Origin of the sequence: Salimicrobium salexigens (genome assembly GCF_900156705.1) — a bacterium.
GTDB classification, from domain to species: Bacteria; Bacillota; Bacilli; order Bacillales; family Halobacillaceae; genus Salimicrobium; species Salimicrobium album.
Genome location: NZ_FTOK01000001.1, coordinates 81021 through 97867 on the forward strand (window position 1 = coordinate 81021; position 16847 = coordinate 97867).

At 47.0% G+C, this 16847-nt stretch carries 18 protein-coding genes; 13 read left to right on the forward strand and 5 right to left on the reverse strand.

The features are described from left to right. Positions 1–2: 2 nt before the first annotated feature. Both BW931_RS00470 and BW931_RS00475 read left to right on the forward strand, forming a co-directional pair. On the forward strand, positions 3–1055 hold the full coding sequence (locus tag BW931_RS00470; protein WP_008590183.1) for a homocysteine S-methyltransferase family protein: 1053 nt from the start codon (positions 3–5) through the stop codon (positions 1053–1055). 102 nt (positions 1056–1157) lie between these two features. Continuing rightward, the gene (locus BW931_RS00475; RefSeq protein ID WP_076569086.1) at positions 1158–1850 is read left to right on the forward strand and encodes a phosphatase PAP2 family protein; all 693 of its coding nucleotides are present in this window, start codon (positions 1158–1160) and stop codon (positions 1848–1850) included. 61 nt (positions 1851–1911) lie between these two features. Here the strand turns inward: BW931_RS00475 and BW931_RS00480 are convergent, their stop codons facing one another. Together BW931_RS00480 and BW931_RS00485 are read right to left on the reverse strand one after the other, a co-directional pair. Further along, positions 1912–3093, reverse strand: a complete 1182-nt coding sequence (locus BW931_RS00480) for a M20 family metallopeptidase (RefSeq protein WP_076569088.1) — start codon at positions 3091–3093, stop codon at positions 1912–1914. A 102-nt stretch (positions 3094–3195) separates the two neighbouring features. Continuing rightward, positions 3196–3633: a ferritin-like domain-containing protein gene (locus BW931_RS00485; protein ID WP_008590177.1), complete on the reverse strand. Its 438-nt coding sequence runs from the start codon at positions 3631–3633 to the stop codon at positions 3196–3198. A gap of 165 nt (positions 3634–3798) precedes the next feature. Between BW931_RS00485 and BW931_RS00490 the strand changes: the two genes are divergently transcribed. Next, positions 3799–4212, forward strand: a complete 414-nt coding sequence (locus tag BW931_RS00490; RefSeq protein WP_234972544.1) for a disulfide oxidoreductase — start codon at positions 3799–3801, stop codon at positions 4210–4212. A 2-nt stretch (positions 4213–4214) separates the two neighbouring features. Beyond that, on the forward strand, positions 4215–4697 hold the full coding sequence (locus BW931_RS00495; RefSeq protein ID WP_008590174.1) for a thioredoxin family protein: 483 nt from the start codon (positions 4215–4217) through the stop codon (positions 4695–4697). Between the two features lie 78 nt (positions 4698–4775). Here the strand turns inward: BW931_RS00495 and BW931_RS00500 are convergent, their stop codons facing one another. Further along, positions 4776–5282, reverse strand: coding sequence for an antibiotic biosynthesis monooxygenase family protein (locus BW931_RS00500; RefSeq protein ID WP_076569093.1), 507 nt, complete (start codon positions 5280–5282; stop codon positions 4776–4778). Positions 5283–5364: 82 nt separating this feature from the next. Here BW931_RS00500 and BW931_RS00505 point away from each other — a divergent pair, with 82 nt between their 5' ends. The 4 genes from BW931_RS00505 to hemY all read left to right on the forward strand — a co-directional run bounded on the left by BW931_RS00505 (position 5365) and on the right by hemY (position 11053). After that, entirely contained in the window at positions 5365–7524 is a 2160-nt protein-coding gene (locus tag BW931_RS00505; protein ID WP_076569096.1) for a transglycosylase domain-containing protein, read from the forward strand. Between the two features lie 153 nt (positions 7525–7677). After that, on the forward strand, positions 7678–8715 hold the full coding sequence (hemE, locus tag BW931_RS00510; protein WP_076569098.1) for a uroporphyrinogen decarboxylase: 1038 nt from the start codon (positions 7678–7680) through the stop codon (positions 8713–8715). Positions 8716–8730: 15 nt separating this feature from the next. Then, positions 8731–9666: a ferrochelatase gene (gene hemH / locus BW931_RS00515; RefSeq protein WP_076569100.1), complete on the forward strand. Its 936-nt coding sequence runs from the start codon at positions 8731–8733 to the stop codon at positions 9664–9666. A gap of 1 nt (position 9667) precedes the next feature. Then, the gene (hemY, locus tag BW931_RS00520) at positions 9668–11053 is read left to right on the forward strand and encodes a protoporphyrinogen oxidase (RefSeq protein WP_076569102.1); all 1386 of its coding nucleotides are present in this window, start codon (positions 9668–9670) and stop codon (positions 11051–11053) included. A 173-nt stretch (positions 11054–11226) separates the two neighbouring features. Here the strand turns inward: hemY and yhfH are convergent, their stop codons facing one another. Next, complete coding sequence (gene yhfH / locus BW931_RS00525) at positions 11227–11355, reverse strand: protein YhfH (RefSeq protein ID WP_008590165.1); 129 nt, start codon at positions 11353–11355, stop codon at positions 11227–11229. Between the two features lie 121 nt (positions 11356–11476). Between yhfH and BW931_RS00530 the strand changes: the two genes are divergently transcribed. The 5 genes from BW931_RS00530 to BW931_RS00550 all read left to right on the forward strand — a co-directional run bounded on the left by BW931_RS00530 (position 11477) and on the right by BW931_RS00550 (position 15996). Continuing rightward, a complete protein-coding gene (locus BW931_RS00530) occupies positions 11477–12211 on the forward strand; it encodes an MBL fold metallo-hydrolase (protein WP_076569104.1) in 735 nt (244 codons plus the stop codon). Positions 12212–12277: 66 nt separating this feature from the next. Continuing rightward, the gene (locus tag BW931_RS00535; protein WP_008590161.1) at positions 12278–13276 is read left to right on the forward strand and encodes a lipoate--protein ligase; all 999 of its coding nucleotides are present in this window, start codon (positions 12278–12280) and stop codon (positions 13274–13276) included. A gap of 85 nt (positions 13277–13361) precedes the next feature. Continuing rightward, positions 13362–13841: an SRPBCC family protein gene (locus tag BW931_RS00540; RefSeq protein ID WP_234972545.1), complete on the forward strand. Its 480-nt coding sequence runs from the start codon at positions 13362–13364 to the stop codon at positions 13839–13841. Next, complete coding sequence (locus tag BW931_RS00545) at positions 13822–14361, forward strand: GNAT family N-acetyltransferase (RefSeq protein WP_076569106.1); 540 nt, start codon at positions 13822–13824, stop codon at positions 14359–14361. The genes BW931_RS00540 and BW931_RS00545 overlap by 20 nt, the downstream gene beginning before the upstream one ends. Before the next feature lie 96 nt (positions 14362–14457). After that, a complete protein-coding gene (locus tag BW931_RS00550; RefSeq protein ID WP_076569108.1) occupies positions 14458–15996 on the forward strand; it encodes a fatty acid--CoA ligase family protein in 1539 nt (512 codons plus the stop codon). 310 nt (positions 15997–16306) lie between these two features. Here the strand turns inward: BW931_RS00550 and BW931_RS00560 are convergent, their stop codons facing one another. Beyond that, complete coding sequence (locus BW931_RS00560; protein WP_076569112.1) at positions 16307–16756, reverse strand: DUF3939 domain-containing protein; 450 nt, start codon at positions 16754–16756, stop codon at positions 16307–16309. Between the last annotated feature and the right edge of the window lie 91 nt (positions 16757–16847).

Below are 16847 nucleotides of genomic sequence, written 5' to 3' on the forward strand. Positions count from 1 at the left end.
ATATGACTAAAAGAAGTCTTAAGCAGCGGCTGGAAGAAGGTCCGGTGATTGCCGGGGAAGGTTACCTGTTTGAATTGGAGAGGAGAGGATATCTTCAGGCGGGTTCTTTCGTGCCGGAAGTAGCCCTTAAGAATCCGGAAGCTTTGAAACAGACGTACCGGGATTATATGCTTGCAGGTTCCGATGTAGTGTTAGCTTTTACCTACAACGCCCACCGGGAGAAGATGAGAATCATAGGCAAAGAGGAACTGCTTGAACCGCTGAACCGGAACGCAATCCGTCTGGCTAAAGAAGTGGCGCGAGAACATCCGGAGGAAGAAGCGCTCGTGGCCGGGAACATTTCGAATACGAATATCTTTGATCCGGAAAATGAAGATAGTAAAGTTCAAGTCCGGGAAATGTTCCGGGAAATGGTCGGATGGTGTAAAGAAGAAGGGGTGGATTTTGTGAACGGGGAAACGTTCTACTACCACGAAGAAGCTCTTATTGCTCTGGAGGAGATCAGACGGGTTGAACTCCCGGCTGTCATAACCCTCGGTCTTATGGGGGAAAACATACTGCGTGACGGCTACACCGTGGAGGATTCCTGCGCCTCTCTTGAAGAGAACGGAGCACTGGTCGTAGGTATGAACTGTTTTCGCGGTCCTGATACTATGCAGCCCTACGTAGAGAAAATAAGACGAAAAGTGAACGGATATGTAGGGGCACTGCCGATTCCGTACCGTACGACGGAAGACAATCCCACATTTTTTAATCTTCCGGATGGCGGATGCAGTTGCACTCTCCCGACGGAAACGACTTTTCCGACTTCGCTCGACCCGCTCTATCATAACCGGTATGAACTTGCGGCATGGGCGGAAAAAGCGAAAAATGACGGAGTTAATTATATCGGTCTATGTTGCGGAAGTTCTCCTGCTATGCTCCGCTCTGTTGCGGAAGCGGCCGGTGTGGAGACGGTACACTCCATTTATTCACCCGATATGCATAAACATTTTCTGTTCGGAGAAGAGGAAAGCCTGAATGAATCAAACCTGGCCTACAGGACGAAAGCATAAGCAAAGCCCCGGCAAGGAGGTATACTCTGCCGGGGCTTGTAGTTTGTTTGAAAACGGTGCGGGGAAAGATAGTAAAGAAGTAAGAAGTAGGAGGAAAAGAAATTGTTATTTAGAGGCACACATTTCAAAAATCCCACCAGAACATCCATTATTTTAATAATAGCAGGGTTTATCCTCATAGGAGGAGGGTTCTTCTCTTTCGTTTCCCTCGGTGAAGATGTTCTTGAAGGGGAAAAGTTCGCATTGGATCGCATAGTAAATAATTTTGTGGATACCATCAATCCACCGTGGCTCACAGAAACGATGGGATACATAACCGAAGCAGGGTCCGTATGGATTTTGTCAGCACTGTCGGTCATCGTAATAAGTTATCTTCTGTTTATTTCGAATAAAAGTAAATGGGTGGCACTTTTTTTTGCGGTCAATATGATAGGAATAAGCGCTCTTACGAAAGGTTTGAAGTTATTGTTTGAGCGCCAGCGTCCGGAAGTGATCGAGGCATATGACGGGGTCGGATACAGCTTCCCGAGCGGACACTCTACAGGTGCCTTCGCTTTCTACGGATTTATGATTTATCTCGTTACAGTAAGCAGGTTCACTTCTAAAGTGAAGTGGACCGTGAATATACTGCTTGCATTATTCGGTACTACGGTGGCTCTCAGCCGCATTTTTATAGGGGTCCATTATTTCACCGACGTTCTGGCGGGAATAGCTGTCGGAACGGCCTGGCTGCTCGTCTCCATCGCTGCTCTTGAAATTATGCTGTTCAAAAAAAGAAGAGAGACGGGCAAATAAATAGAAAAATTCCCCGGGCCAGGGCGGCCGGGGAAGCAGGTCTATATGAAAAATTTATGATTCAGCTGCTATATTTATGCTGGTAACTGAGAAATACCTGGAGAAGGGTTTTGGCCCCATGAAGCATAGCCCGTTCATCAAAGTCGAATTTAGGATGATGGTGGGGGAAGTCGTGTTCGGGCAGTTTAGCTCCTGTGAAATAGAAGGCTCCGGGCTTCTTCTGTAAATAATAGGAGAAATCCTCACCGGCCATGGAGGGGTCCACTTCACGGGTTGAGAGAGAGGAATCTGCATGCGGCGCTTCTTTAAGAACCAGGTCAGCCTCATTTTCATGATTGATAACAGGAGGATAGCCGATATTGTAGGAGAAATGGTAGTCGGCGCCTGCCGCCTCACATATCCCTCTCGTAATACGTTCCATCTCTTCCCTGATGGTTTCCTGTACCTCGGGCTCAAACGTTCGTACGGTACCGGAAAGCTCGGCCTGATCGGCGATTATATTGAAGGCTTTGCCGGCTTGAATGGTCCCTACGGTAACTACGGCAGTCTTTAACGGATCGATTCTCCTGGCGACTACCTGCTGGAGAGAAGCTACAATGTCGGAGGCGATGACGATAGCATCTTTCGTCTGGTGAGGCTGGGCGCCGTGGCCGCCTTTTCCTTTAATTTTAATTTCAAAAGCATCGGCGCCAGCCATAAACGGACCCCGGGCCGTTTCGATTGTCCCGTATTCCGTATTTGTCCAGAGATGAGTACCGAAAACGGCGTCTACGTGGTCGAGGGCGCCTGTTTCAAGCAAAGGTTTCGCTCCCCCTGGAGTAATCTCTTCAGCGGGCTGATGTACGAGAACCATAGTGCCGGGAAGTTCCTCCTTATATTTCCACACCGCTTCTGCGAGACCGAGCAGCTCAGCCGTGTGACCGTCATGTCCGCACGCATGCATCACTCCGTCGTTTCTGGAGCGGTAAGGCAGGTGGGTGTTCTCTTCCTGGATCGGGAGGGCGTCAAAATCGGCCCGCAGTGCCACGGTTCTGCCGGGCCGTCCCCCCTGTATCGTGGCTATCACTCCGTTGCCGCCTACATTTTTTTGGAAAGGGATACCGAGTGCTTCGTATGTATCAGCTATATATGCAGCTGTTTCCGTCTCCTGGAAAGAAAGTTCAGGATACTGATGCAGGTACCTGCGTGTTTCCACCATTTTTTCATAGAGGGTTTCTACTTCTTTAAACATGGACTCGGACATTATCTTTCCCTCCTTTTACTCTTTACTATATCATCGTTGTCAGAAGAAAGAAAAAAAGCGGACGGGTAGTCCGCTTTTCGATTATAACGCCAGTCACTCCGGTTATTCGTGCAGTCGGGAGTCCTGAAGCAGACGATCGATTTCTTCCATGTGACCGGTTTCATCGGAAATCAGGTCATCGAGTTTTACAGAGAGTTCGGTAAGATTCAATTCATCGGCCTGTTTCTTTCTTTGTTCGTAACGTTTGATAGTGGCTTCCTCCGAATCACGTGCGGCTACAAGCATCTCTTTAACACGTGTTTCCTGAGGAACCTCCGCTACAGTAGTCGTCGGCGTTCCGCCGAGAGTTGCTATTTTTTCTGCGAGATATAAGGCGTGCCCCTGCTCGTCAGCAATTTCTCCTTCGAAGAACGGTTTCAGTACTGAACGATACAAACCCGAAACCACGGCAGCGTTATTCGTATACATAACAGAAGCTGCGTATTCATGGGAAAGATCTTCATTTAAGCCTTCGATTAATTCTTTCATTTTCTGATCCATAAGACGACCATCCTTTCTTTGGACATAAATATCTTCTCTTTATTTGTATTCCCGCATCGGTCTTGCTTAAACGAACAGATGATGGCGATTTCGTGAATTTTTATTCTATATTTTCAATTCGTTACATTCCCTTGTATAATACTTAAAGAGAGGATGAGGCGAAGTATGAAGAGGTCAGATTTGATGTTTGTGGCCTGGGCGACGGCCCTTACCGCTACGCTCGGAAGTTTGTTCTATTCGGAATTTCTTGGTTATACGCCGTGCGAGTGGTGCTGGTATCAGCGTATTTTAATGTACCCCCTCGTCATCATATATGGTGTCGCTTTACTTAAAAATGAAAAAAACACCGCTTTACCGGGACTGATTTTGAGTGGTGCGGGGGTTCTTGTGTCCACGTATCATTATTCGGTTCAGAAAGTTCCGGCTCTAAAGACTCCGGGCGGAAGCTGCGGGACGGTCCCCTGTACGGTCGAGTACGTCAATTATTTAGGTTTCATTACGATTCCTTTTCTGGCCGGTACAGCTTTTATCATAATTTTCATAAGCCATTTATTACTATTACGGCAGAAGGAGCAGTGACGATGAAAAAGAAGATGATTATATTCGCAGCTGTACTTGTGGTACTGATTGCGGCACTGGCATTGATTGTCAGTTTGCAGAACTCGGAAAAAGCAGAAGGTAACCCTTATAACAAGGACGAAAGTGAATTGCAGCAGTCCACGATCGATCAGCTGGAGAATCCGAACTACGGCAACCAGATCCTTCCTGATGAACTTTCCGGGAAAGTGGAGTCGGGAGAGGAAGTAACTGTATATTTCTACAGTCCTGAATGTGTATATTGTCAGAACACAACACCGTACCTGGTGCCTCTTACAGAAGAGATGGGTGTGGATATGAAGAAGATGAACGTACTTGAATTCCCTGAGCAGAGACATAAGTATGGAATCGAAGGAACACCTACGGTCGTACATTTCGAAAACGGGGAAGAACAGGATCGTATCGTCGGTCAGCAGCCGGAAGAGAACTTCAGGGATTTCTTCGAAAACAACGTTAAAGGAGACTAAGAAAAAAGTGAGCGGGCTCTCCGCTCACTTTCTTTATAGCATGACAGTTCTTTGAAAATGTCAGCGGCCTCTGTTATGTCAATCTTCCGGATTCACCATGCGGTAGTGCATGATATAAGCATCGCCATCGATAAAGGACGGCTTCTGTTTATGTTCCGGGCCCGATTTCTTATGGGCCTGTTCGAAAGATTGGGAGTTCCTCCAGTTATCAAAGCTTTCTTTATCACGCCATTGCGTGAATACGACATAGGTTTTCCCCTGTTTAGGGCGAAGAATACGGATGGCCTGAAACCCGTCCATCCCTTCAACGTTCCCTTTCCGGTTTTTGAAGCGGTCTTCAAATGTAGCGCGTCCTTCTTCGGATACAGGGATATTGTTGGTCACTACGAAACCGTTATTCTGTACATCTCCTGTAGAGTCGACAATTTCATAATCACGGCTTTCTTCGAAAATAGAAGGCTCCTCTCCTTCGTAATAAGCGATTGTGGAATTATCCCCCTGCATAAGCTGGACCTGTTTGTCGGAATGCTGGTTTTGAATCTTTTTCAGGAAATCGATCGTACCGTTAGTCATGGAAACTATCATATAAAGATTCTCCTTTCTTCTTCAGTTAAATTTTAGCAAGAGGGCAGGAGAAACTGCAAGCAGGAAGAAAGGATGGCTTATAGTGAAACGCGAAGAATATAAGCAAATGAGGAAAAAGGGGAAACGGTTAAGGAATACGTTCATAGGGTTGGGGAGCTTTTTATTCGTCATGGCCATAGGTCTGCTTCTGCTCATGTTCGGAGGACGCTTCTTCGTTTCCGAAGATGCAATGACCCTTGATGCAGCGACTACAGTAGTTGCGGATGGAGAAGAGATAGAAGAGATCTATTCCACAAATCGGAGTCCCATATCCTTGGAGGAGGTGCCCGAATTTCTGCAGGAAGCCGTGGTGGCTACCGAGGACAGCAGGTTCTATGAACACTCGGGTATTGACCCCCGTGGCATAGCGAGAGCTCTTTACCGCGACGTTTTAGCGTGGGAGAAGGTGGAAGGAGCCAGTACTATCACCCAGCAGGTAGCAAAGAATTTATTTTTCTCCAACGATAAATCGTGGCTCAGAAAAACAAAGGAAGTAATGGTAGCTCTGTACCTGGAGCGGAATTATACGAAAGATGAAATTCTTGAACTTTATTTGAACTCGATTTACTTCGGTGAAGGAACCTATGGAGTGGAAAAAGCAGCAGAGCGTTATTTCTCAAAGCCTGTACCGGAGCTGAACGAAACGGAATCGGCTCTCCTGGCCGGCCTCCCGAAAGCCCCAAGCAATTATTCACCGATAGCAGATCCCGAAGCGGCCAAAGACAGGCGCGACACGGTTCTGTTCAGGATGGAAGATGAAGGGTACATTACGAAGGAAGAAGAAGAAGCACTCTCCAACCGACAGGTGGAATATACTGAAGAAGCACCTGTCGGCGCGACATGGTCGAATGCTTACGTAAACGTCGTGGTTCAGGAAGTGGTGGATCGTTACGGTGTTTCAAGAGAGGCACTGAAAACGGAAGGGTATGAAATAGAAGTGAATATGAATCCGGAAGCCCAGCGGATAGCTTATGAGACGATGAAGGATGGGAACTACGCGTCCGGTTCTGTCGAAGGGGTGGAAGCGGCTTTTGTGCTTACAGATAAAGAAGGGAAGGTGACGGCTCTTACCGGGGGAAGAGAGTATGAACACGGGGAGATGAACCATGCCCTCACCAAACACCAGCCCGCATCCGTAATGAAACCGCTGGCAGTGTACGGTCCCGCCTTAATGGGTGATACTTACAGCCCTTATTCCGTACTGAAAGATGAGAAGATCAGTTACGGGAGTTATACTCCGAAGAATCTGGACGGGTACGAAGGGCAGGTGACGTTATATGAAGCCCTTGTCAAATCGAAAAACGCTCCTGCAGTATGGCTGCTGAACGAAATAGGCGTGAAGGAAAGTAAGAGCTATCTTGAAAAACTCGGTCTTGCCACTGAAGACGACGACCTCTCCATCGCTCTCGGAGGAATGTCGGAAGGATACAGCCCGATGGAGATCGCCGGCGGCTATCAGGCTGTCGGGAATGACGGGGAACGGGTGCCGCTTAGAACCGTTTCCACCATTACGGACCGGACCGGTGAAACCGTGAAGCCGAAGGAAGAAACAGAAGCTGTGCGCGTCTTCAGTGAAAAAACAGCTTTCCAGCTCCGGGAAATGCTTGAGACCGTAGTGAGTTCCGGCACGGCCCGTAATGGAAGCTACAGTGGTGCACTTGCAGGAAAAACCGGCACTGCGCAGCATCCGGAGGTGGAAGGCAAGAACAGAGACGTGTGGTTTGCAGGCTTCACCCCCAATTATGCTATGAGCATGTGGATGGGGTACGGAGATTCGGGAAGTGACTATTACCTTGAGGATTCAAGCAGCGTACCGGTGTCGCTTACGAAACAGATGCTTACAAATCTTAAAGAAGTGCTCGACCCGGGAGAGGAATTTACCGATCCTGAAGGTCTTACTTCTCTGGAAGAACCGGTGGAGCTGCCTCGGAATATTCAACTGGAAGGTTCCATCGACATCGGTGGATGGACGCTGGTGCGCGGGAAACTCGATTGGAACACAGACGAAAAAGATGAAGATGTAACGTACAGAATTTATCGTAAAAAAGGTGAAGAAAAGGAACTGATAACAAAGACGAAGGAGACCAGCCATACGATTCAGAGCTTCGGACTTTTTGATTCACGGACGTATTACGTCGTGCCTTTTGATCCGGAATCGGGAAGAGAAGGGGAGCCGTCCAATGAAGTAACACTGGAATGGTAGACTCCCGCTCTTTTCAGAGTATGAACGTAAAGGTGAAAGAGACACATCTGTCAGAAGGTACAAAATAGTGACAAATGTGGCTTATCGCTATACACCAGGGCACATAATCGTTATAGTTGGAATCGGATAGAATATAAAGGAGTCAGGTGCTATATGACTAATTCATTTAACGACACAATTTTAAAAGCATTCCGCGGGGAGCCGACAGAGCATACGCCCGTCTGGTATATGCGTCAGGCCGGACGTTCCCAGCCGGAATACAGAAAACTGAAGGAGAAGTACGGGTTGTTTGAGATCACTCATCAGCCTGAACTGTGTGCTTATGTAACAAGGCTGCCCGTTGAGAATTACGGTGTTGATGCAGCTATCCTGTATAAGGATATTATGTCGCCGCTCCCTGCACTCGGTGTAGACGTGGAAATAAGAAAAGGGGTAGGGCCGGTCATTCATAATCCTGTCCGGAACCGTCAGGATGTGGAGAATCTTGGGGAAATCGACCCGCAATCGGACGTTCCGTATGTATTGGATACGATCAGCCTTTTGACGAAAGAGCAGCTTAACGTTCCTCTGATCGGGTTCAGCGGTGCACCATTCACACTGGCCAGCTATATGATCGAAGGCGGCCCTTCGAAAAATTATCATAAAACGAAGTCACTGATGTACAGAGATGAAGAAACGTGGTTTTTACTTATGGATAAACTCGCTTCGATGATCATTACGTATGTTCAGTCCCAAGTGAAAGCCGGCGCCCGAGCCATCCAGATTTTCGACTCGTGGGGCGGGGCTCTTCATGCTGCGGATTACCGGAAATTCATCAAACCTGTCATGGACCGGATTTTCCGCGAATTGAAGAAAGAAGGAGTACCGCTGATTCTTTTCGGTGTGGGCGCTCCGCACCTGCTCGGGGAGTGGGATGAGCTTCCTATTGACGTACTTGGGCTGGATTGGCGCACCTCTATTACAGAGGCCCGGGAGATGGGGATTCAAAAACCTCTCCAGGGAAATCTTGATCCTGCAGTCCTTCTCTCTGAATGGGATGTTATTGAAAGCCGGGCAAAATCCATACTGGATGAAGGGCTGAAACAAGGTCCCCATATTTTCAATCTCGGTCACGGTGTTACTCCGGAAATTAAGCCGGAAACGTTAAGAAGACTGACCGAACTGGTACACACATATTCCAAAAACAATTAAGGGGTGTTCACGGAAATGGCGAATAAACAGGTAGGTTTACTTGTAATGGCGTACGGCACGCCTTACAAAGAAGAGGATATTGAGCCTTATTACACGCATATTAGAAAAGGGCGCAAGCCTTCGGAGGAAGCGCTTCAGGATCTTAAAGACCGCTATGAAGCGATCGGGGGAATTTCTCCACTGGCCCGTATAACGGAAGAACAGGCAGGGGCGCTCCGCAATGAGCTGAATGGCATGCAGGAAGATGTGGAGTTCAAACTTTACATCGGTCTGAAGCACATAAGCCCGTTTATCGAAGATGCAGTCGATCAGATGGCCAAAGATGGAATCGAAGAAGCTGTTTCGATCGTACTCGCCCCGCACTACTCCTCTTTCAGCGTCAAGTCTTATAACGGACGTGCCCAGGAGAAGGCAGAGGAACACGGAATCCGGATCAGCTCTGTGGAAAGCTGGTACAGCCACCCGACGTTTATCGATTTCTGGAAAGAAGGGATTCTTCAGGAATATGAAAAAATGGAGGAAGATGAGAAGCAGAAAGCCTGTCTGATCGTTTCCGCCCACAGTCTTCCGGAGAAGATTCTTCAGGGAGGAGACCCGTACCCGGACCAGCTGCGGGAGACGGCTGAACTGATTTCGGAAGCTACCGGCATCAGCCAGTATGAGATTGGCTGGCAGAGTGAAGGAAATACTCCTGATCCGTGGCTCGGCCCGGATGTTCAGGATTTGACCAGGGATCTCTTTGAGCAGAAGGGCTACACTTCCTTCGTTTACGCGCCGGTAGGTTTCGTGGCAGACCACCTGGAAGTGCTTTTTGATAATGACTATGAATGTAAAGTCGTGTGTGACGAGGTGGGGGCGAATTACTACCGCCCGGAAATGCCTAACACAAATCCGAAGTTCATAGAAACGCTTGTCGATGTGGTCTGGTCCAAGTGGAAGGAAGAGAAATAGAATGAGCAGAAAAACGGTTGTGATAGGCGGCGGGATAACGGGGTTATCTGCCGCTTATTATTTACAGAAAGCCGGCGTGGATACGGAGCTTGTGGAGAAAACAGAACGTCTCGGCGGGAAGGTAAGAACTTTCCATAAGGACGGGTTTACGATTGAAAGAGGGCCAGATTCCTTTCTCGCCCGTAAAACAAGCATGCTTGAACTGGCTGAAGAAATCGGGATGGGGCAGGAAGTGGTCAAAAATTCGACCGGAAATGCATATATTCTGGCGAAAGGGCGATTGAACCGTATGCCTCAGGGATCCCATATGGGAATTCCGACGAGAAAACGGCCGCTCTTGAAGTCCACCCTGTTTTCCGGAAGAGGAAAAGTGAGAGCTCTGCTTGAGCCCGGTAAACGGGTGAAGGAAACGACCGGGGATGAGGCTCTTGGTTTGTTTCTAAGGCGCAGGCTCGGGAATGAAGTAGTAGAGAACGCGGTGGAACCGCTTCTTTCCGGGATTTATGCCGGAGATATCGATCGTCTGAGTATGGACGCCACTTTTCCACAGTTCAGAGAAATCACCGAAGAGTATGGAAGTCTGGTCAAAGGGCTGAAAGATACCGGGACTGCCCCCCCTGTGAGAAAAAAGAAGAATAAGGAAAAACCGAGTGCCTTCCGCTCGTTCGCCGGCGGACTTTCGGGTTTCATCGACGCCCTGCAGGATGCGCTGAAACCGGGGAGCGTTCAGCTGTCCAAAGGTGTGGATCACATCGAGAAGAAAGAGCACGGTTATCACATACTGATGAGTGACGGGGAAGTGAAACAGGCAGACGATATTATTCTGGCTGTTCCCGCTCCAGCAGCTGCAAAAATGCTTGCTCATTATGACTGGACGGAACCTCTGAAACAGATGAAAGCAACATCGGTAGCCAATGTCGCTATGGCTTTTGATAAATCAGCCATCAAACAGGATATCGACGGTACCGGGTTTGTAGTATCAAGAACGACAGATGACTACCGGATTACGGCATGTACGTGGACGCATAAAAAGTGGGCTCATGCAGCACCTGAGGGGAAAGCGCTGCTCCGCTGTTATATCGGAAAGCCGGGGGACGAGGAAGTCGTTGATAAAACAGACGAAGAGATCAGGGATATCGTTATGAAGGATCTGAAAAAAATAATGGATATCACCGACCAGCCTGACTTTTTCGTCGTCACCCGTTGGCACAATGCGATGCCCCAGTACAGTGTAGGGCATAAAGAACGTCTGAATCAGGTCACGAACCATATGAAGAGAGATTTGCCGGGTGTTCAGCTTGCAGGCGCCCATTACTACGGCATCGGTCTCCCTGACTGTATCGATCAGGGGAAAGAAGCAGCCGGACGAATTATTGAAAGTGAATAATAAAAAAGCTTACAGTCAATCCGTACATAGATTGCTGTAAGCTTTTTAGTAACAACTGTTATATAGTAGCAGGTATAGCAACGGGGCTTCGCTTCACAAGTCTCGGAAACATTCTGTTAAAATGAAAGAAAGAAGCAGCAACCTGCTCCCTTCTTTGATTTATTCATCTGACATTAAAGAGCGGGACCTTCACAGTCATGACACGTATTACCGTAGCAGTCCGCCTGCTCCTGGATTACGTCTCCACATTTGGCACACTGTTTTTTAGGCAAGTTACGGAAGAATTCAACGACGTTCATCATAAGGGTAATGCCTCCTCTGTTTTTATGTTAAATTCATTGTATTATAACAGAAGCGAGAAAGCAACAGGATGTTATAAAACAATTCAAAATAGGACTAAAGAATTATAAAAGGAGGAATATTATGAATATTACAACTATCGGATACTGGGGAGCTTACCCTGCCCAGAACAGCGCGACATCCAGCTATGTAATAGAGGAAAATGGTTTTCGACTGCTTCTGGACTGCGGCAGTGGAGCGCTTTCCCGTCTTCAGGGGTATGTGCCTTTAAGTTCCATCGACGCTGTCCTCATTTCCCATTACCATCATGACCACATAGCTGATATTGGTGTACTGCAACACGCCTGGCTTGTACAGACTCTGCTGGAAAAAGTGAATGGAAAACTTCCGGTCTACGGGCATGAAGAAGACATGGATGGCTTCACCGCTTTGTCCTCTTCCTACACGGAGGCGATCCCTTACGATCCCGATGAACCCGTGACGATAGGGCCCTTCACCATTTCTTTCCTGAAAACCGATCATCCTGTTCCGTGCTACGGTATGCGGATTTCAAATGGTGAATCAGCCATCGTCTATACGGCAGATACCTGTTATCAGGAAGAGTGGATCGATTTTTCCAGGAAAGCGGATCTTTTGATTGCCGACACCAGTTTTTACAGAGGAATGGATGCCCGGACGGCCGGTCATATGACCAGTGAGGAAGCGGCTGCAATCGCTGTGAAAGCGGATGTAGAAGAGCTCTGGCTCAGTCACCTTCCGCATTTCGGCAACCATTCGAAGCTGAAACAGGAAGCTGCGGACGTGTTTCAGGGAGAAGTGAAATTGGCGGAGGAAGGATTGAAGTGGACGGACGAGTAATTGCTAAGAAAGCCCCTCTCCCTTATACTTGAGATAAGTAAAAATTGACAGGAAAGGATGAGAATCTTGCTCTTCATCGATAACGAAGGTATTTATGATCCGACTATTAATCTTGCTATTGAGGAGTACGCACTTAAAAACCTCGATATCAGTGAAACGTACTTACTGTTTTATATTAATGAACCGTCCATCATTATAGGAAAAAACCAGAATGCTGTAGAAGAAATCAACACTGATTTCGTAGAGGAGAATGGCATTCACGTCGTTCGTCGTCTTTCCGGGGGCGGAGCAGTGTATCATGATAAAGGGAATCTTAGCTTCAGCTTTCTTACCAGGGACGACGGAAACAGCTTTCATGATTTCGCAAAATTCACCAAACCCGTCGTGGAAGCACTCAAGCAGCTCGGTGCTCCTGCAGAATTATCAGGCCGAAACGATTTGACGATAGAAGGCCGCAAAATTTCCGGGAACGCACAATTCACGACAAAAGGCCGGATGTTCAGTCACGGTACGCTCATGTTCAATTCCGAAGTGGAAAATGTAGTACGCAGCCTTAACGTGAAGTCGGAAAAAATCCGGTCGAAGGGTATTAAATCGATTCGCAGCCGGGTAGCGAATATTTCCGAATATCTTCCGGAAGGAACGACTATGGAAGAGTTCAAGTCGATGATACTCCGCTATATTTTCGATGTGGAAGATGTGAAGGATGTGCCTCAGTACAAACTGACCGAAGAAGACTGGAAGGGGATCAGAAAGCTTTCGGAAGAACGTTACCGCAACTGGGACTGGAACTACGGAAAGTCACCGAAATCAAATATAAGCCAGACGAAGCGTATTGAAGGCGCAGGAACGTATGACATACGTCTTGATGTAGATAAAGGATATATTAAAAACGCTAAAATCTACGGCGACTTCTTCGGAATCGGGGATGTTTCTGATGTGGAAAATCGTTTAATAGGGACAAAATATGAAAGAGAAGCAATCAGGAAGTCAGTCGAAGACATTGACCTTCCCCACTATCTCGGTAAGATTAATGAGGAAGACTTTTTAACAATTGTGTATTAATCAAACAGGCCCGGCTCCGGAAAGAGTCGGGCCGTTTTGTAGAAAGAAATGCACCACAGTTGAATACGAAAAGTAGGAGGTCCAAATGATGATTACCTGGAGTGAAGAGATAACGATTGATGCAAATATTGAAACAGTATGGGAACTTTTTAAAGATAAGAACATCACCAGGATTATGCCGCAAGTGGAAGAACATGCTCTCATTGAAAAAGAAGAGAACGAGGTAGGAGCAAGGCATCGTCAGACCTACAGGGAAGGAAAGAGAACGGAGACATATATCGTGACGACTTTAGCCTGTGAAGACAGGGAAGAGCACAAACTGAAAGAAGTGACATTCACTGTAGGACGTGCTTTTGATATAAAGACTTCCTATACTTTTCAAAAATTGGCAGGAAACAGAACAAGACTCATTTATGAAGGGACCAATGAGGGTGCCAGCGTTTTAGGGAAAATAATGCTGAAATTCGTCAGGGATAAGAGTAACAGAAAAGTGGTGCATGAGTTTCTGGAAAGAGTGCGGGAGGAAGCGGAGCAGGAGGAAGAAAATGTTCGTTCGGAAAGTTGATGAACAAACGGAACTGCGGCTCGTGGAATTTTTCGACGCAGGTGAACTGTTCGAAATAGTTGAGGAAGAACGGCACTACTTACAAACCTGGCTTCCATGGGTAGAGAATACCCGGGAAGTGCGGGACATGGAAAATGCGATAAGGAATTTTCGTCGCGGTTATGACGAATATGAAAGTATGACCGCAGTCGTCCTTTTTCAGGGAGAGATCGTCGGAGTGGTAAGTTTCAACGAACTGGACTGGACGAATCGCACCACTTACATAGGGTATTGGCTTCGGAGAAGGTACCAGGGGAGAGGGATAATCACGAAGTCCGTCAAATCACTGATTACCTGCGCTTTTTCTACATTCGGTATGAACAAAGTGATTGTCCGGGCCTCTGTGGCAAACGAAACGAGCCGGGCCGTCGCAGAACGTCTCGGGTTTACGAAAGAAGGGGTCTCCCGGTCCGGCGCCCGTATGAATAATCATTTCATCGACCAGGTAATTTACGGAATATTAAAAAAAGAATGGAAATAAATTTGCGAATAGTCTGGCAATAATTTATAATTTAAGTTGATATTCCTTATAATGAATGATTATTCATTCATTTAATAAAAGAAGGGGGAAGCACCTATGAACGTAAGTGAACGTTTAAGCTTGACAGCCCGGGAAATGCCGGGGAAAGATGCGTATATTTTTCAGGGAGAGAGGACGGATTACCGAACTTTCGATGCTAAAGTAACTAAATTCGCAAGCGCTCTCGAAGATGCCGGTTTCGAGAAGGGGGATCACGTAGCTCTTATCAGTGGCAACAGTCCTGTGTTTATGATTGGCCTTTACGGCGCTCTTCGTGCAGGTCTCAGCGTCATTCCTATCAATCCTACGTACACTTCCAAAGAAATGAAGTATATTTTAAAAAATGGCGATGTCAAAGGGGTTATAACGCTTGATGTTCTTGTAAGTCAGCTGGATGTAGTGGATGATGAATTGGATGTCACCCATTATTTCGTTGCGGATACCGGGGCAGATATTGATTTGGAAGCTTTTACTATCTCCCCAAAAATGAAATCGTTTACAAAAACAGTAGAGCAAGGATCAGCTTCATTCACTCCTCCTTCGCTGGATGATGATGACCTGGCGGTTATTCTGTATACCTCCGGGACGACCGGGAAGCCGAAAGGAGCGATGCTTACCCACAAAAACATCTATTCGAACGCAAAAGATGTGGCCACCTATCTGGAAATAAGTGAAGAGGACCGTGTAATTGCAACGTTGCCTATGTTTCACGTGTTCTGCCTGACCGTGGCGTTGAACGCTCCGATTGTAAATGGAGGAACGATTATAGTCATCCCTCAGTTCTCACCGGGAGAAGTGTTCAAAGCTGCGAAAGAGTATGAAGCTACTGTGTTTGCCGGTGTACCTACGATGTACAATTACCTGCTGCAGACTGGAGATGGCCAGGAAAGCACATTTGAAAATATGCGTATCAGCGTTTCGGGAGGGTCTTCTCTGCCGGTTTCTCTCCTCGAAGCTTTCGAGAAAAAATTCAACGTACGGGTGTCGGAAGGGTACGGCTTATCGGAAGCTTCTCCCGTGACGGCTTTTAATCCTTTAGACAGGCCGCGGCGGGCCGGTTCTATAGGACAGAATATCACTAACGTTGAGAATAAAGTCGTTGATGAGCTAGGTCAGGAAGTACCTGCCGGAGAAACAGGCGAGCTCGTCGTCAAAGGGCCGAACGTGATGAAGGGTTATTATAAAATGCCGGAAGAAACAGCGGTAACGATTAAAGACGGCTGGCTGTTCACCGGAGATATGGCGCGTGAGGATGAGGAAGGGTATTTTTATATCGTGGACAGGAAAAAAGATCTGATTATCGTCGGCGGATATAACGTTTACCCGAGAGAAGTGGAGGAAGTCCTCTATCAGCATCCGGAAATTACGGAAGCAGCTGTAGTCGGAGAACCTCATCCGGAGATGGGGGAGGCAGTGATCGCTTTCGTCGTTTCAGATAATCCTTCTCTGAATGAAGAAGCTGTTATTGAATACTGTAAGCAGGAAATGGCGAAGTATAAACTGCCGAAGCGCATAGAGTTCATGGAGGAACTTCCTAAAAATACGACCGGTAAAATCTTAAGGAAGAACCTGCGTGATCATTTACAACAAAGCTAACAGATGTCTGTTGTCAGTTAATAGAAATATCGCAGACACATATGCGGTAGACCGCAAAAAGCTTTCGGTGAGATTTTTTAAAGGCTGTATTATAATGAAAATTGAGAAAGGCAGTTTAAATAACTGTCTGCATGAAAGAAAAGCCTTTGTACACTAAAGAGCCTTTTCATTCATGTAAACCCCTCACTCAAAAGTTAATCAGTCGTCTCTTTTGGCCAATGCTCTCCGTAGCATTGGCTCTTTTTTAGGTTGAACAGAGATAAGAATGCCGAGTGCGGGATAGCGTTGATCGAATACCTCTTCGGAGAAGTCACTTCCTCTCGTAATCCACCATGTATTCTTCTTTAGTAATATAAAATTCTCTGTCGGGGCGGTGGGTTATCAAACCGAGGCGCTCCAGTTTGTAGCAGTTAACCCGTCGATAAGGGTCATCTTCAATGACGGGCAGTTCTTTTTCCTGCTGAACGTAAGCATCCACTGCCCGCTGCATCATATCGATATCTTTTGCGAGCTGAAGGTTTTCCTCTTCAAATACTTCGTAAGTTTCCCGGGACATGTAGAAAGTCTTCCTCGGTTTTTTTTCGATGAAGTGAGCAAGAAGCTCATAGTCGATGGTGAGGTCTTCATTAATGATTACACTTAAAGGTACCCTGTCCGATTTTTTTTCGGCATAATCATTGATGGCTTTTCGTATATCATTCAGGGATAAGTCCATAGTTTCCAGTTCTCTGGGGGCAGATTTCTTTCTCCGAATCCACATAGCACTCTCCTCCGGTATTTTACTGTTATTATATCAAATACGGTGAAGATGTTGGAATTTTCGGAAGAAAATAACAGGAACGTAGACGGTT

Bases quoted from the DNA above. Each gene is read 5' to 3' on its own strand.
- BW931_RS00545 (WP_076569106.1), top strand. From the start codon at position 13,822: ATGTTCGTTCGGAAAGTTGATGAACAAACGGAACTGCGGCTCGTGGAA.
- BW931_RS00500 (WP_076569093.1), bottom strand. From the start codon at position 5,282: ATGATAGTTTCCATGACTAACGGTACGATCGATTTCCTGAAAAAGATT.
- BW931_RS00550 (WP_076569108.1), top strand. From the start codon at position 14,458: ATGAACGTAAGTGAACGTTTAAGCTTGACAGCCCGGGAAATGCCGGGG.
- BW931_RS00470 (WP_008590183.1), top strand. From the start codon at position 3: ATGACTAAAAGAAGTCTTAAGCAGCGGCTGGAAGAAGGTCCGGTGATT.
- BW931_RS00490 (WP_234972544.1), top strand. From the start codon at position 3,799: ATGAAGAGGTCAGATTTGATGTTTGTGGCCTGGGCGACGGCCCTTACC.
- BW931_RS00540 (WP_234972545.1), top strand. From the start codon at position 13,362: ATGATGATTACCTGGAGTGAAGAGATAACGATTGATGCAAATATTGAA.
- BW931_RS00495 (WP_008590174.1), top strand. From the start codon at position 4,215: ATGAAAAAGAAGATGATTATATTCGCAGCTGTACTTGTGGTACTGATT.
- BW931_RS00560 (WP_076569112.1), bottom strand. From the start codon at position 16,756: ATGTGGATTCGGAGAAAGAAATCTGCCCCCAGAGAACTGGAAACTATG.
- BW931_RS00485 (WP_008590177.1), bottom strand. From the start codon at position 3,633: ATGGATCAGAAAATGAAAGAATTAATCGAAGGCTTAAATGAAGATCTT.
- yhfH (WP_008590165.1), bottom strand. From the start codon at position 11,355: ATGATGAACGTCGTTGAATTCTTCCGTAACTTGCCTAAAAAACAGTGT.
- BW931_RS00530 (WP_076569104.1), top strand. From the start codon at position 11,477: ATGAATATTACAACTATCGGATACTGGGGAGCTTACCCTGCCCAGAAC.
- hemH (WP_076569100.1), top strand. From the start codon at position 8,731: ATGGCGAATAAACAGGTAGGTTTACTTGTAATGGCGTACGGCACGCCT.
- BW931_RS00480 (WP_076569088.1), bottom strand. From the start codon at position 3,093: ATGTCCGAGTCCATGTTTAAAGAAGTAGAAACCCTCTATGAAAAAATG.
- hemY (WP_076569102.1), top strand. From the start codon at position 9,668: ATGAGCAGAAAAACGGTTGTGATAGGCGGCGGGATAACGGGGTTATCT.
- hemE (WP_076569098.1), top strand. From the start codon at position 7,678: ATGACTAATTCATTTAACGACACAATTTTAAAAGCATTCCGCGGGGAG.